This window comes from Streptomyces acidicola (assembly GCF_009377235.1).
GTDB lineage: Bacteria > Actinomycetota > Actinomycetes > Streptomycetales > Streptomycetaceae > Streptomyces > Streptomyces acidicola.
Window position 1 is genome coordinate 1 of record NZ_VMNX01000234.1, and the last position, 14,770, is coordinate 14,770.

General features: G+C 72.1%; 12 protein-coding genes and 2 pseudogenes. 10 read left to right on the forward strand and 4 right to left on the reverse strand.

Annotation, left to right across the window (positions count from 1 at the left end; genetic code table 11):
- Positions 1-35: 35 nt before the first annotated feature.
- A complete protein-coding gene (locus tag FPZ41_RS37675; RefSeq protein ID WP_228023234.1) occupies positions 36-767 on the reverse strand; it encodes a 3-oxoacyl-ACP reductase family protein in 732 nt (243 codons plus the stop codon).
- Between the two features lie 312 nt (positions 768-1,079).
- On the opposite strand from FPZ41_RS37675, the gene FPZ41_RS37680 reads away from it, so the two are divergent.
- The 3 genes and pseudogenes from FPZ41_RS37680 to FPZ41_RS37690 form a co-directional block, all read left to right on the forward strand.
- On the forward strand, positions 1,080-1,706 hold the full coding sequence (locus FPZ41_RS37680; protein ID WP_152868200.1) for a dihydrofolate reductase family protein: 627 nt from the start codon (positions 1,080-1,082) through the stop codon (positions 1,704-1,706).
- A gap of 195 nt (positions 1,707-1,901) precedes the next feature.
- A complete protein-coding gene (locus FPZ41_RS37685) occupies positions 1,902-2,297 on the forward strand; it encodes a ribonuclease domain-containing protein (RefSeq protein ID WP_152868202.1) in 396 nt (131 codons plus the stop codon).
- A gap of 625 nt (positions 2,298-2,922) precedes the next feature.
- Positions 2,923-3,279 (forward strand): annotated as a pseudogene (locus FPZ41_RS37690) (endonuclease/exonuclease/phosphatase family protein); the annotation flags it as partial.
- A 71-nt stretch (positions 3,280-3,350) separates the two neighbouring features.
- Here the strand turns inward: FPZ41_RS37690 and FPZ41_RS37695 are convergent.
- On the reverse strand, positions 3,351-3,554 hold the full coding sequence (locus FPZ41_RS37695) for a hypothetical protein (protein ID WP_152868204.1): 204 nt from the start codon (positions 3,552-3,554) through the stop codon (positions 3,351-3,353).
- Positions 3,555-3,805: 251 nt separating this feature from the next.
- Between FPZ41_RS37695 and FPZ41_RS37700 the strand changes: the two genes are divergently transcribed.
- The gene (locus FPZ41_RS37700; protein WP_322621234.1) at positions 3,806-5,071 is read left to right on the forward strand and encodes a sensor histidine kinase; all 1,266 of its coding nucleotides are present in this window, start codon (positions 3,806-3,808) and stop codon (positions 5,069-5,071) included.
- 112 nt (positions 5,072-5,183) lie between these two features.
- On the opposite strand, the gene FPZ41_RS37705 is transcribed toward FPZ41_RS37700, so the two are convergent.
- Positions 5,184-6,212: an aldo/keto reductase gene (locus FPZ41_RS37705; RefSeq protein ID WP_322621232.1), complete on the reverse strand. Its 1,029-nt coding sequence runs from the start codon at positions 6,210-6,212 to the stop codon at positions 5,184-5,186.
- Between the two features lie 168 nt (positions 6,213-6,380).
- Here FPZ41_RS37705 and FPZ41_RS37710 point away from each other — a divergent pair, with 168 nt between their 5' ends.
- Positions 6,381-7,061 (forward strand): response regulator transcription factor, encoded by a 681-nt coding sequence (locus tag FPZ41_RS37710; RefSeq protein WP_152868206.1) that lies wholly within the window; start codon positions 6,381-6,383, stop codon positions 7,059-7,061.
- A gap of 174 nt (positions 7,062-7,235) precedes the next feature.
- Here FPZ41_RS37710 and FPZ41_RS37715 read toward each other — a convergent pair whose 3' ends face one another.
- The gene (locus tag FPZ41_RS37715) at positions 7,236-8,246 is read right to left on the reverse strand and encodes a Gfo/Idh/MocA family protein (RefSeq protein ID WP_152868208.1); all 1,011 of its coding nucleotides are present in this window, start codon (positions 8,244-8,246) and stop codon (positions 7,236-7,238) included.
- Positions 8,247-8,374: 128 nt separating this feature from the next.
- Here FPZ41_RS37715 and FPZ41_RS37720 point away from each other — a divergent pair, with 128 nt between their 5' ends.
- The 5 genes and pseudogenes from FPZ41_RS37720 to FPZ41_RS37740 all read left to right on the forward strand — a co-directional run.
- Positions 8,375-9,112, forward strand: coding sequence for a GntR family transcriptional regulator (locus tag FPZ41_RS37720; protein ID WP_322621235.1), 738 nt, complete (start codon positions 8,375-8,377; stop codon positions 9,110-9,112).
- Positions 9,113-9,298: 186 nt separating this feature from the next.
- The gene (locus FPZ41_RS37725) at positions 9,299-10,444 is read left to right on the forward strand and encodes an ROK family glucokinase (protein WP_152868212.1); all 1,146 of its coding nucleotides are present in this window, start codon (positions 9,299-9,301) and stop codon (positions 10,442-10,444) included.
- Positions 10,441-11,022 (forward strand): sugar kinase, encoded by a 582-nt coding sequence (locus tag FPZ41_RS37730; protein WP_152868214.1) that lies wholly within the window; start codon positions 10,441-10,443, stop codon positions 11,020-11,022. Before FPZ41_RS37725 ends, FPZ41_RS37730 begins: the two co-directional genes overlap by 4 nt.
- A 124-nt stretch (positions 11,023-11,146) precedes the next feature.
- On the forward strand, positions 11,147-14,110 hold the full coding sequence (locus tag FPZ41_RS37735) for a DEAD/DEAH box helicase (protein WP_322621233.1): 2,964 nt from the start codon (positions 11,147-11,149) through the stop codon (positions 14,108-14,110).
- Positions 14,107-14,770: pseudogene (locus FPZ41_RS37740) on the forward strand (hypothetical protein); the annotation flags it as partial. The gene FPZ41_RS37735 and the pseudogene FPZ41_RS37740, both read left to right, overlap by 4 nt.

Below are 14,770 nucleotides of genomic sequence, written 5' to 3' on the forward strand. Positions count from 1 at the left end.
GGGTAGGGGCGGCGGGGGCGATGAACCCCCTACCCCTACGCCGCGTACCCGCCGTCCACCGACAGTTCCGCCCCCGTGACGTACGCCGTCTCGCCCCTCGCCAGATACGCGACCATCGACGCCACCTCCTCCGACGAGCCGTACCGGCCGAGGGCCGTCGCGCCCGCCTGAGCGGAGGCGTGCGGACCGTCCGCGGGGTTCATGTCCGTGTCAACGGGACCTGGATGGACGATGTTCGCGGTGATCCCACGCTCACCCAGCTCCCGGGCGAGCGCCTTCGTCAGACCGACCAACGCGGACTTGCTGGTCGCATAGAGCGTGCCACCCGGCCCCGGCACCCGCTGGGCCATGCACGAGCCGATCGTGATGAACCGGCCCCCGCGCGCCATACGCGGCACAGCCGCCTGGGACGTCAGGAACACCCCTCGCACGTTCACCGCCAGCACTCGGTCGACGTCGGCCGGGGACAGGGACTCCAGAGGCCCGAGCAAGCCAACGCCCGCGTTGTTGACGAGTACGTCGAGGCGCCCGAAAGCCTCGACCGCGCGATCCACCACCCCGGCGGCCTCGGCCCCGTCCCCGGCATCCGCGCGCAGGGCCAGGGCCCGCCGCCCCAGCGCCTCGATCCGCCGTACGACGTCCTCGGCCGCCTCCTTGCCCTCTACGTACGTGATCGCCACATCCGCACCCTCCTGGGCGAGCCGTACGGCGGTGGCCGCGCCGATGCCACGGCTCCCGCCGGTCACGAGGGCGACCTTGCCGTTCAAGTCACTCACCGAAGCCGAAGCCGAAGCCGCAGTCGCCGTCGATGCCGAAGCCGAGGCCGAGCCCTCAGCCGAGTCCGAAATCCGTATCGATGTCATGCCCACCATCCCAGCGCCCCCCACCTCCCAACGCTGGCGGCAAACGGACGACGACGTCGCCCGATCACGGGCTCCACCGTGCCGACCGATGAGTTACCGACGCCGGCGGGGTCTGCACTGGTGACAGCTGATAGCGGCCGATAGCGGCTGATGACAACTGATGGCAGCGGACCCACCCGTACGACAGCGCATCCCCCTCGCGGAAGGCACCTCACCATGGGCAAGCTCACCCTCACCGGCTTCGTCTCCCTCGACGGCGTCCACCAGGCCCCCGGCCGCCGCGACGAGGACCGCCGAAACGGCTTCGAGCACGGCGGCTGGACCGTCCCGTACGGCGACGAGGACTTCGGACGGTTCATCAACGAGGTCTTCGACCGGGCGGACGCGTTCCTGCTCGGCCGGCGGACGTACGAGATCTTCGCGGCCTACTGGCCGAAGGTCACCGACCCGACCCACCCGGTCGCCTCCAAGCTCAACTCGCTTCCCAAATACGTCGCTTCGAGCACCCTCACACAGCCCGGATGGAACAACACGACCGTCCTCGGGGGCGACCTGGAGAAGGAGGTCGCAGACCTCAAGAAGCGCACCGAGGGCGAGGTCCAGATCCATGGCAGTGGCGCCCTCGCCCAGTCCCTCCTCGCCGTCGACCTGATCGACACCGTGCACCTGTTGACCTTCCCCGTCGTCCTCGGCTCCGGCTTGCGCCTGTTCGCGCAGGGCCTGGTCCCGACCGCGTTCCGGCACGTCGGGGGGCGCATCACCAGCCGGGGAGTCTCCATCCAGACGTACGAGCTCGAAGGGCGGCCCACGTACGGCTCGTACGAACTGCCCGAGAACGCCTAGCCCTTCGGAGGCTGCTCACCCGCCCGCCTGCCCGCGTCTCTTCCTCGCGGTCGGGCGCGCGGGCGGTCGAAGTCGGCCGGTCAGCCGGTCGGCCGGTCGGCTTCGGTTAACTCCCCGAAAACTTACGTGACGCGCCCGGGAAATCATGGAGCTTGTCATTGACATGCCACTATCTACGCGCATCATCATGAGCCCATGAGATTCCCCCCACGCATGACACGCATCGGCGCCTCTGCCGCCCTTCTGTCCGCCCTGCTCGTGGGCGGCACCGTCACTGCCAACGCCGCGGACACCTCGGCGGCCGCTGTCGGCAGCATCTGCTACAGCAACCTCCCGGCCCAGGCGCACGACACGCTCGACCTGATCGAGTCGGGCGGCCCCTTCCCCTACCCGCAGGACGGGGGCGTCTTCCAGAACCGGGAAGGCATCCTGCCCAGCCAGTCCAGCGGCTACTACCACGAGTACACGGTCAAGACGCCCGGCTCGTCGACGCGCGGCGCTCGGCGCATCGTCACCGGTCAGAAGACCCAAGAGGACTACTACACCGCCGACCACTACGCCTCCTTCAGCCTCATCAAGTACAGCTGCTGAGAGCCGTCGACGAACCGGGTGATCAATCGACGCCTTTGAGGGCCTCGATCGGCTGCCGAGGCAACCAACGCTGACCCGTCCGACGCGGTGGGCTCCCGGTTGCCGTGGAGGCAGCTGAAGACCTGACAGAGCGTTTCTCGCGAACACGTCTGGCCCCGCGGAACACCCCAACCATGGTCGCGGGGCCAGGCGCCGTAGCATCCCGGCCGGGGCGGCTTGACAACAAGGCGGCGGGCTCAGCGAGTTCAAGTGCGGTGCAGAGCGAAGCGGCCGAGTTACTCGTGTAAAGGGTGACGCGCGCCCGCTGACGGGACGTCGGTGTCGAGGCTGTGTGGTCCAGGCGGGCCGGCGGGAGTGGCCCTCGCGCAGGGATGTGGCTGCGAGCTGCAGGCCGTACGCTAGCGCAACGCGCATAGATGTGACACGCGTAGATCATCTGTGGGAGTTGCCCCCACGAAACCTGACGTCACTACAACTTCCCTGCCGCCACGGCGCGTTCCCCCAGACGCCCCGAGCGGTGCTCGCGAACCCCTCTCTTTACCGCTCGCGAAAGGCACCCTCATGAAGTCCGGCCTGGGAACTCCCCGTCCCTCACGCCTCAGCCTGCTGACGGCCACCGCGCTGGACCGCCTTCCTGATCGCCAACCACTTCACCTCCAAGGGCGGCGACCAGTCCCTCGACGCCCGTGTCCAGCCGCCCACCCGCAGCTCGGAGACGCAGCGTTCCCAGCAGGCAGCCCAGGTCAACACCTTCGTGAAGCAGCTCCTGGCCGTCCAGCCCAGCGCCCGGGTCGTGGTCCTCGGTGACCTGAACGACTTCGAGTTCTCCGGGACCCTGTCCACCCTGACCGCGGGCACCGGCCTCACCGACCTGCCCGCCACGCTGCCGGCCGGGGAGCGCTACACCTACGTGTACCAGGGCAACTCCCAGGTCCTGGACCACATCCTGACCAGCTCGGCGCTGTCCTCGTACGACTACGACGCTGATCGCCTTGAGCTCAGCGCCCTGAGCTGGGCGCCCTGAGCTGAACGTCTGCCCTGCCGGGTGGGCGTTCAGCTCGGCTTGCGGCTGCCGGCCGCCGCGAACAGCGCGAGCGCCAGGACGATCAGCGCGATGCTCACATAGATCTCGTAGCCGTCCAGGGCGCTCCACCGCTGGGTGAGCCCCCAGCCCAGCTTGCCCGTGAGTTCGTACACCAGACCGCCCGAGCCCTGCACCAGGGCGATGAAACCGAGAAACTCCAGGAACTGCTTCATACCCAGGATCCTGGGCCCCGTGGACCCGCCACTCCATCGGCCGCGGGGCGGGGGATGTCCGACGGAAGTCTCCGCCCCGCGCGCGGCCGGTCGCCGAAAGTCTGCGGGGCTCCGACTTTGGTCGTCCATCGGGTCCGGGGGGAGGTGCCCGACGCCATCTCTGCATAGATTTGTCGACCGTGAGAGGTGACAATCCCGCGCCCGCGCCCGCAGCCGCGCCCTACGCCCCGCTGAGCACAGCGCAACCGGAGGTGCCCTCCCGGGCAGAGCCCGAGGCGCCGCCGGCGCGGGAACTGCCCGGTCGGCGCTGGCTGTTGCCGTCGGCCGTGGTCACCCGACTGGACCCGGACCGGCCGCACCGCGTCGGACGCTCCGGTCGCCCCCGGCGTACGGTGCGCGACTGGATCGTCGACTTCACCGTCTTCGGGTTCGCCGTCCTCCTCGGCATGATCGGCGCGAACGACATGTCCATGGACCCCGGCACACCGGAGGCCCTGGCCGCCGCCGACCAGTTGATCGGGGCCCTCTCCTGTGCGGCGGTCTGGCTGCGGCGCAGATGGCCGCTGGGCCTCGCCGTGGCGATGCTGCCGGTCTCCTTCGTCTCCAACACGGCGGGCGGCGCGGTCCTGGTCGCGTTCTTCACGCTGGCCGTGCACCGGCCGTTCCGTCACAACGCCTGGATCGTCGGCATCTCCCTCGCGCTCGCTCCGCTCTTCTTCTGGTGGCGACCCGATCCGGACCTGCCCTACCTCGTGTCCGTCGTCCTCACGGTGCTGCTCGGTGTCGCGATCACCGGCTGGGGCATGTTCGTTCGCTCCCAACGACAGCTCATGCTGAGCCTGCGGGACCGGGCCCGGCGCGCCGAGACGGAGGCCGCCCTGCGGGCCGAACAGGCGCAGCGGCTCGCCCGGGAGGCCATCGCGCGCGAGATGCACGACGTGCTGGCCCACCGCCTCACCCTGCTGAGCGTGCACGCGGGAGCGCTGGAGTTTCGGCCCGACGCGCCCCGCGACGAGGTCGCACGGGCGGCGGGCGTCATCCGGGAGAGCGCGCACGAGGCGTTGCAGGACCTGCGGGAGATCATCGGCGTCCTGCGCGCGGGCGACCCCGACGACACCGGCCGCCCCCAGCCGACGCTCGTCGCGCTGGACACGCTGGTCGCCGAATCCCGGGAGGCCGGCATGAAGGTCGTCCTGGACAACCGTGTCACCGAGTCCGCGGCCGTGCCCGCCTCCGTCGGCCGCACCGCGTACCGCATCGCCCAGGAGGGCCTGACCAACGCCCGCAAGCACGCCCCCGGAGCGGAGGTCACCGTGTCCGTCGCGGGCGCCCCCGGCGACGGGCTCACCCTCTCCGTGCGCAACCCCGCTCCTCCCGGCGACGTCCCGCCCGTCCCCGGCTCCGGCCAGGGCCTCATCGGCCTGACCGAGCGCGCCACACTGGCCGGCGGCCGTCTGGAGCACGGCGCCGACGAGGACGGCGGCTTCCAGCTGCGGGCCTGGCTCCCTTGGGGCTGACCGTCCGGCGGGGAGCGCGGCGCGCCCGGCGCCGAGGGGCGCGCGATCCCGTACGCGGACGCTGAACGGCGAGCTGCGCATTGCCGTCCCGCGCCGGGGCGCAACAGGGGTCTCAGGGCGTACGGGGCACCACGCGCTGCCCGGCCGTCCCGTACACCCACGCCGACGTGTCCTCGATGAACTCGGCAGGGAACCCCGGGCGGAAGTCCGTGGCCTCCTCCAGCCGGGCCACCACATCGTCGGGCAGGACGAGTCCGGCCGCACCGAGGTTGTCCGTGAGCTGCTCGACCCGCCGGGCGCCCAGGACGGGGTGGACGCCGGGGAAGCGGGCCGTCGTCCAGGCGATGGCCACCTGCGCCGGGGTCACGCCGAGTTCGTCGGCGGCCTCCTGCACGGCCTCCGCCACCGCGCGCTCACGGTCACCGATCGCGTCGGCCGACAGACGGGTCGCCGTCCCCGGCGCGAGGCCGCCCGGACGGGTGTACTTGCCGGACAGAACGCCGTTCTGCAGCGGACTCCACGCCGCGACCGACATGCCGAACGCCTCGGCCATCGGCAGCAGTTCGCGCTCCGCGTCCCGGTTGAGCAGGCTGTACGGCACCTGGAGCGCCGACAACGGGCTCCAGCCCCGCCACTCCGCCAGGGTGTTGGCGCGCGCGACCACCCAGGCCGGGGCGTCCGAGATACCGACGTACAGCACCTTCCCGGACCGTACGGCGTCGTCGAGGGCACGCATGGTCTCCTCGACGGGTGTGTTCCGGTCCCAGATGTGCACCCAGTAGATGTCGACGTAGTCGGTGTCCAGGCGGCGCAGGCTGGTCTCCAGCGACAGGGCGAGGTTCTTGCGGTGGTTGCCGGCCGCGTTCGGGTCGGAACCGTCGCGCGAGACCGTGTACTTGGTGGACAGTACGAAGCGGTCGCGCTGCCCCTTGAGCAGCTCGCCGACGATGCGCTCGCTCTCGCCGCCCCGGTAGTTGACGGCCGTGTCGATCACGTTGCCGCCGACCGCCGCGTACGCGTCGAGGATCCGCGCGCACTCCTCCTTGGGCGCCCCCACCCCGCCCTGCTCGCCGAACGTCATGGCACCGAGGAACAACTCGGACACGCGGAGCCCGGTCCGCCCCAGCAGCCGGTAACGCACGGAACTCCTAAGGAAGTTGGGGACGATGGCGAGGACTGACCCTAACGGTTGACACGGGGCGCGGGCGACGGCACGGGCGCCCCGGAACGGCCCGTCGGGCAGTATGGCCGAACTCGTGCGGTCCGATCCGCACGGTCCCGCGGCCGCGGCCTCATTACGGTAGGCCGCATGACTGCGATCCGACTGCTCCTGGTCGACGACGACCCCCTGGTGAGAGCCGGCCTGACCTTCATGATGGGCGGTGCCGACGACATCGAGATCGTCGGTGAGGGCGCCGACGGAGACGAGGTCGAGGCGCTCGTCGACCGCACCCGCCCGGACGTCGTCCTCATGGACATCCGGATGCCGAACGTGGACGGCCTCGCGGCCACCGAGCGGCTCCGCGGCCGCGAGGACGCTCCCCAGGTCGTCGTCCTCACCACCTTCCACGCCGACGAGCAGGTGCTGCGGGCGCTGCGCGCGGGCGCGGCCGGGTTCGTCCTGAAGGACACCCCGCCCGCGGAGATCGTCGAAGCGGTGCGGCGGGTCGCGGCCGGCGACCCCGTGCTCTCGCCCGCCGTCACCCGCCAGTTGATGGAACACGCCGCCGGGCCCGGGCCCGACACCCGCCGCACGCACGCGCGTACCCGTATCGCCGTCCTCAACGACCGCGAGCGCGAGGTCGCCGTCGCGGTCGGCCGGGGCGCCTCGAACGCGGAGATCGCCGCCGGACTGTTCATGAGCGTCGCCACCGTCAAGACCCACGTCTCCCGCATTCTCGCCAAGCTCGACCTCAACAACCGGGTGCAGATCGCGCTGCTGACCTATGACGCGGGCCTCCTGGAGGAACTGGAGGAGGACGGGCACTAGGAGGCGGCGCGTGCGTCGTACGGGCTGAAGGCGTGGCGGGGCGCAAGCGGTCCACGGGCTCAGGGGAGGGGCTCAACTGGACTCAGGGGGAGAGGCTCGACCGGCTCGGAGGGAGAGGCTCAACCGGACCAAAGCCGGACCAAACCCTTCCCCCCTCAGGCCGCGCGCGAGGTCTCAGTCCCGCGCCCCCGCGATCTCCCCGAGCTGAACAGGACGCCGCTCCAGGCGGGACAGCTCGCACGCCTCGGCGATGCGGAGGGAGTGGAGGGCCGCGCGGCCGTCACACGGGTTGGCCCGCTCACCCCGCACCACCTGCACGAACGCGGCGACCTCCGCCTCGTACGCGAGCGCGAACCGCTCCAGGAACCCGGTCCACGGCTTGTCGGCGGGCGGCGGCCCGGACGGCTCGGTGGATGCGATCGGCGTCCGGTCGTCCAGCCCGACCACGATCGTGTCCAGCTCCCCGGCGAGCTCCATGCGGACGTCGTATCCCGCGCCGTTCTGCCGTGCCGCCGTCACCGTCGCCAGCGTCCCGTCCTCCAGAGTGAGCACCGCCGCGGCCGTCCCGACGTCACCCGCCTCACGGAACATCGCCTGCCCCGCATCGGACCCGGTCGCGTACACCTCGGCGACCTCCTGCCCGGTCACCCAGCGCAGGATGTCGAAGTCGTGCACCAGGCCGTCCCGGTAGATCCCACCGGACAGCGGCAGATATGCGGCCGGCGGCGGCTCCTGGTCCGCCGTCGTCGCCCGCACCGTGTGCAGCCGTCCGACCCGGCCGGACCGCAGGGCGTCCCGCGCGTGCACGTACCCCTCGTCGAAGCGGCGCTGGAACCCCATCTGGAGCACGGTCCCGGCCGCCTCCACCTCGGCCAGCGCGTTCAACGTGCCTTGCAGATCAACGGCGATGGGCTTCTCGCAGAAGACGGGGAGCCCGGAGCGTGCTGCCCGACCGATCAGTTCGGCGTGGGCCGCGGTCGCCGCCGTGATCACCACGGCGTCCACCCCCCAGGTGAAGATCTCGTCGACCCCGGGCGCCGCCGTCTCCCCGAGGCGGTCCGCGAGCTCCTGGGCCCGAGCGGTGTCGACGTCCGTGATGATGAGTGAGCCGACATCACGGTGACGGCTGAGCGTGGTCGCGTGGAACGTACCGATGCGACCAGCGCCTATGAGTCCGATGCGCATGGGAACAAACTGAGGTCGATCACAGCATCGTGTCAATGGTTTGTCCGGACAATCGGACTGCGCAACTTCCCGTCAACAAGAGCCGGAGCTACGCTCGGGCCGTGCCGAAACCAGAAGTGGACCCGACCGTGTCGCTCCAGCTCAGCGTAGACCGCAGCAGCCCGGTCCCGCTGTACTTCCAGCTGTCCCAGCAACTCGAGGCCGCGATCGAGCACGGAATCCTGACCCCCGGCAGCCTGCTGGGCAACGAGATCGAGCTCGCCGGCCGTCTCGGCCTCTCCCGGCCGACCGTACGCCAGGCCATCCAGTCCCTCGTCGACAAGGGCCTTCTGGTGCGCCGGCGTGGTGTCGGCACCCAGGTCGTGCACAGCCAGGTCAAACGCCCGCTGGAGCTCAGCAGCCTGTACGACGACCTGGAGGCGGCCGGACAGCGCCCCGCGACCCAGGTGCTCACCAACACCTTCGCCCCCGCCTCCGCCGAGGTCGCCGCCGCGCTCGGCGTCAGCGAGGGCAGCCAGGTGCACCGCGTCGAGCGGTTGCGACTGGCCCACGGCGAGCCGATGGCGTACCTGTGCAACTTCCTGCCCACCGGGCTCCTCGACCTGGAGAGCAGCCAACTGGAGGCGACCGGCCTGTACCGGCTGATGCGCGCCGCGGGCATCACCCTGCACAGCGCCCGCCAGACCATCGGCGCCCGCGCCGCCACCGCCGTCGAGGGCGACCGCCTCGGCGAACCCGAGGGCGCCCCCCTGCTGACCATGCAACGCACCACGTTCGACGACACGGGAAGAGCGGTCGAATACGGCACCCACACGTACCGCGCGTCCCGCTACTCGTTCGAGTTCCAGCTGCTAGTACGCTCGTGACAAAGCTGGAGGTCTGTGCCACGTAGGGGCGAGCACCCGTGCCTTCAAGGGGCGCGGGGCTGTGACATTGTGCGGCTCCGCCGCGTGGGCGCGACCAGCCCCAACGAACCCGCAGACAAGAACCGGACCTCGCCCCCGCGGCGCCCCCCGCAGCACTCCGCGGCAGGGTACGGCAGAATCGGCGCGATGAGCACCTACCGCGACTTCACCCACCGCGGCTCCGCGCGGGCCACCGTCCTGCGGACCGTGGGAACGCGCGAGCGCCGTTCCCACCTCACCGCACCGCGCGTACCCACGGTCGGCATCGACATCGGCGGTACGAAGGTGATGGCGGGCGTCGTCGACGCCGACGGCAACATCCTGGAGAAGCTCCGCACGGAGACGCCGGACAAGTCGAAGAGCCCGAAGGTCGTCGAGGACACCATCTGCGAGCTCGTACTGGACCTCTCCGACCGCCACGACGTGCACGCGGTCGGCATCGGCGCGGCCGGCTGGGTCGACGCCGAGCGCAACCGTGTGCTGTTCGCCCCCCACCTCTCCTGGCGCAACGAGCCGCTGCGCGACCGCCTCGCCGGACGCCTCGCCGTGCCCGTCCTGGTCGACAACGACGCCAACGCCGCCGCCTGGGCCGAGTGGCGCTTCGGCGCAGGCCGCGGCGAGGACCACCTCGTCATGATCACGCTCGGCACCGGCATCGGCGGCTCCATCCTGGAGGACGGCCAGGTCAAGCGCGGCAAGTACGGCGTCGCGGGCGAGTTCGGCCATATGCAGGTCGTGCCCGGCGGCCACCGCTGCCCGTGCGGCAACCGCGGCTGCTGGGAGCAGTACAGCTCGGGCAACGCGCTCGTCCGCGAGGCCAGGGAGCTGGCCGCCGCCGACTCGCCGGTGGCGTACGGGATCATCGAGCACGTCAAGGGCAACATCTCCGAGATCTCCGGCCCGATGATCACCGAGCTGGCCCGTGAGGGCGACGCGATGTGCATCGAGCTGCTCCAGGACATCGGCCAGTGGCTCGGCGTCGGCATCGCCAACCTCGCGGCGGCCCTCGACCCGTCCTGCTTCGTGATCGGCGGCGGTGTCTCGGCCGCCGACGACCTGCTGATCGCCCCCGCGCGGGACGCCTTCCGCCGCCACCTCACCGGCCGCGGCTACCGGCCCGAGGCCCGTATCGCGCGCGCCCAGCTCGGGCCCGAGGCCGGCATGGTCGGCGCCGCGGACCTCGCCCGGCTCGTCGCCCGCCGTTTCCGCCGCGCCAACCGCCGCCGAGTGGAGCGTTACGAGCGCTACGCGCGGTACGCGGAAGCCCGCCGTACGACCCAGGACTCCGCATGACCCCCTCGCTGCCCCGCCAGACACCCCAACCGGGCGAGCCGCCCAAGCCGCCGGAGGGCCGGCGCCATGTGATCCGCCGCCGCGCGCTGACCCTGCTCATCATCGTGCTGCTCATCGGTGTGCCGGCCGGCTATCTGGTGATCTCCGCCAACCAGAGCCGCGACAGCGGCAAGGACAAGGAGAAGAAGTACTCGGCGACCGGCCTCACCGCGGGCTGGCCCTCCCGAGTCCAGCGCCGCCTCTACCAGGTGCCCATCCCGCCGTACTCGGACCACGTGGCGTACTACGAGACGAACAACTGGAAGACCAGCCGTCTCTACGTCCAGTTCCGCACCAGCAACCGGGGCCTGGACCGGATGCTCGCCGGGGTCGGTGCCGACACCGAGGACCTGGAACGCGGCCAGATCTCCATCGATGCCCGTGACCGGCGGATCGTCGGCTGGGAGTTCACCCGGCCGGGCCCGTGGCTCGGGCTCGTCCGCGAGCGGAAGAACCCGGATCCCACGCTGGACATCGTCGTGAACCGCTCGAACCCCCGGCACCCCATGGTGTACGTCGTCTCGCGAACGACTCCGTGACAGTCCCCGTGACGGTCACAGTCCCCTGACGCTCCTCCGAAGGGCCCCACGGGCGGCCGCCGGAGCCGTTTGTCAGACCCCGCCCGTAGAGTCGGAGACGTCTGATCCGACTGAGGGGCGGGAGGTGACCGGACGTATGCGGGACGGGGCTGTGGCGACGGCCGAGGGGGCCGCGAGGGCGGCCGCGCCCGGAGCCGACGACGCGCGCGCCGTCTCCGTACGGCTCGCGGCGGTGTTCCTGCCCGCGCCGCTGCCGCGCCAGGGCCGGGTGGCCTTCTGGGACCCGGAGGGCGGTTCCGGGTCCCCCTTCGCCGGGCATCCGGAGAGCCATACCGGTGCCGGTGCCGATGCCGGTGCCGGTGGCGGGCGGTCCAGCGGTCCCGGACAGTCCGCCCATGACGCCGAGCTCACCGTCGTGCGGCGGCACGGCGCCGGAGTCCGCAGGGCGACCGTGCCCGCGGTGAGTCTGCCGCTCGGCGAGGCTCTGCCACTGCTCGCCCGGGCCCGCCGTGACCCCGCCGCGCATCCCGCCACGGCCTGCTGGGGTGCCGCGGCGCTGCACGCCCTGCGGCTCGTCGCGCGCGGGCGGCTGCTGCCGGGACTGACCGCCCAGGGGCACGACGCGTGGCGGGCGGGACCGCTCGACCCGGACGACATCGCGCATCTGAGAGCGGTGGCGGCGGCCCTCCCGTACGAGGGCCATGCCGTCCCCCTCCCCGGGAAGGGACCACTGCGCCTGCCGGAGCCGGAGGCGCTGATGCGATCCTTCCTGGACGCGGTGGCCGACACGCTGCCCCGGACCCCGGCCGCGCCGTACACCTCGGGGAAGCCGTTCGCTGCGTCCGGTCCGCAGCGCCTGCCCGGTGCGCGGGACTGGGCGGCGGAGGTCGCCGCGGGCATGGACGCGGGCGTACGGATCTCGCTGCGGCTCGACCTGTCGGCGCACGACCTGTTCGACGACAGTGAGGGCGCACGGCGGGCCGGTGCGGCCGTCGTCCAGGTGCACAGCCTCGCCGACCCCACCCTCGTCGCCGACGCGGCCGTGCTGTGGGCGGGAGACGCTGGAGACGCCGCCCTCGGTCCACGCGCGCGTGTGGACGCCGCCCTCGCCGTCCGCCGGGCGGCCCGTGTCTGGCCGCCCCTGGAGCGGCTCTCCGAGCAGGACGTGCCAGACGTCCTCGCCCTCTCCGAGGAGGAGCTGTCAGACCTGCTGGGCGTCGCGGCCACCCGGCTCGGCGCGGCCGGCGTCGCCGTGCACTGGCCTCGGGACCTGGCGCAGGACCTGAGCGCGGCGGCCGTGGTCCGGCCCGCCCCCGGCTCGGCCACGGACGGCACGGGCTTCTTCGAGAGCGAGGAACTGCTGCAGTTCCGCTGGCAGTTGGCACTGCGCGGCGATCCGCTCACCGAGGCCGAGATGGACGCCCTGGCCGAGGCCCACCGTCCGGTCGTCCGGCTGCGGGACCAGTGGGTGCTCGTCGACCCGGCCCTCGTCCGCAAGGCCCGTCAGCGCGAGCTCGGCCTGTTGGACCCGGTCGGCGCGCTCTCCATGGCGCTCACCGGCAGCGCGGAGGTCGACGGGGAGACGGTGGAGGCGGTGCCGGTGGGCGCACTGGCCGTGCTGCGGGACCGGCTCACGGCCGGAGTGGAGAGCGTCGAGCCCCCGCCCGGACTGGCCGCCCGCCTGCGCGACTACCAGCTCCGGGGCCTGGCCTGGCTCGACCTCATGACCACCCTGGGCCTCGGCGGCTGCCTCGCCGACGACATGGGCCTCGGCAAGACGATCACCGTCATCGCGCTGCACCTGCGCCGTGCCCGCCGCGAGCCGACCCTCGTCGTCTGCCCGGCGTCCCTGCTGGGCAACTGGCAGCGGGAGATCACCCGTTTCGCACCCGGCGTCCCGGTCCGCCGCTACCACGGCCCGGACCGCACCCTGGGCGACCTGGACGGCGGCTTCGTCCTCACCACCTACGGCACGATGCGGTCGGCGGCACCCAGGCTGGCCGACCAGTCCTGGGGGATGGTCGTCGCCGACGAGGCACAGCACGTCAAGAACCCGTACTCGGCGACCGCGAAGGCGCTGCGGACGATCCCCACGCCCGCGCGTGTGGCCCTCACCGGCACACCGGTCGAGAACAACCTCTCGGAGCTCTGGGCCCTGCTCGACTGGACGACACCGGGCCTGCTGGGCCCCCTCAAGTCCTTCCGCGCCCGCCACGCGCGCGCCGTGGAGAACGGCGAGGACGACGAGGCGGTCGAGCGCCTCGCCCGCCTGGTCCGCCCCTTCCTCCTCCGCCGCAAGAAGTCGGACCCCGGCATCGTCCCGGAACTCCCGCCGAAGACGGAGACGGACCACCCGGTGCCGCTGACCCGCGAACAGGCCGCGCTGTACGAGGCGGTGGTGCGCGAGTCGATGCTGGTGATCGAGACGACGGAGGGCATCGCACGCCGAGGCCTGGTGCTCAAGCTCCTGGGCGCGCTCAAGCAGATCTGCGACCATCCCGCGCTCTACCTGAAGGAGGAGCCCCAGGGGCAGCAATCGGGGACCGACCGTCTCCTGGCCCGCTCCGGCAAACTCGCTTTGCTGGACGAGCTCCTGGACACCCTCCTCTCGGAGGACGGCTCGGCGCTGGTCTTCACCCAGTACGTGGGCATGGCCCGGCTGATCACCGCACACCTCTCCACGCGCGCGGTCCCCGTGGAGCTCCTGCACGGTGGCACCCCGGTCAAGGACCGCGAGCGGATGGTGGACCGCTTCCAGAGCGGAGCCACCCCGGTCCTGGTCCTCTCCCTCAAGGCGGCGGGCACGGGCCTGAACCTCACCCGCGCGGGCCATGTGATCCACTTCGACCGCTGGTGGAACCCGGCCGTCGAGGAGCAGGCCACGGACCGCGCCTACCGCATCGGCCAGACCCAGCCTGTCCAGGTCCACCGCCTCATCACCGAGGGCACCGTCGAGGACCGCATCGCCGAGATGCTGGAGTCCAAACGAGCCCTCGCCGAGGCCGTCCTCGGCTCCGGCGAGTCGGCCCTGACCGAGCTGACCGACCGCGAGCTGTCCGACCTGGTGTCACTGCGGAGGACGTCATGAACGGGGACGTCGGGCGCCCTGCCGACGCCGCTCGCCGGGCGCTGCGCGCCGCGAGGGAACGGGACGCCCAGGAACGGGACGCCCGCGAACGCGATGAGCGCGAGGCCAAGGCGCCCACCGAGCAGGAGGTTTCACCCTTCCCGCACGGTGGCGGCCGCACGGCGCCCGAGGAGCCCGCGGCCCAGGAGGCACGGCCGGGTGACGTGGCGAGGGAGGCACTGCGGCGGGCCGTACGGGGGGAGCCGGTGCAGGGGGACACGGGGGGCCCCGAAGAGCCACGGGCGGAAGGGCACACCGTCGAGCCGACCGCCACCCCCTCGCCGCGCCCCGGCGACATCGCCCGCGAGGCCCTGCGCGCGGCCCGGCAGGTGCGCTCGGAAGCCAAGGACGAGGAGGCCGCGCCGTCGCGTCGCACCACCGGTCCCGCGTCGCCCCGTTCCCGAGCGAGGCGGAACCCCGGAAGCCAGGAACGAGGCGGCCCCGTCCGGGAGTTGCGCGAACTACTCGCGGGCGCGTTCGAGCCGCCCGCCGCACACGAGCCGGGTGAGGCGACGCCCCGAACGCCCCAGCGGCACGATGCACCACGACATCACGATGCACCGCCGCAGCACGAAGCACCACGGCCGCACGGCGTACCCCCGCCCTCCCACACCTCCGCAC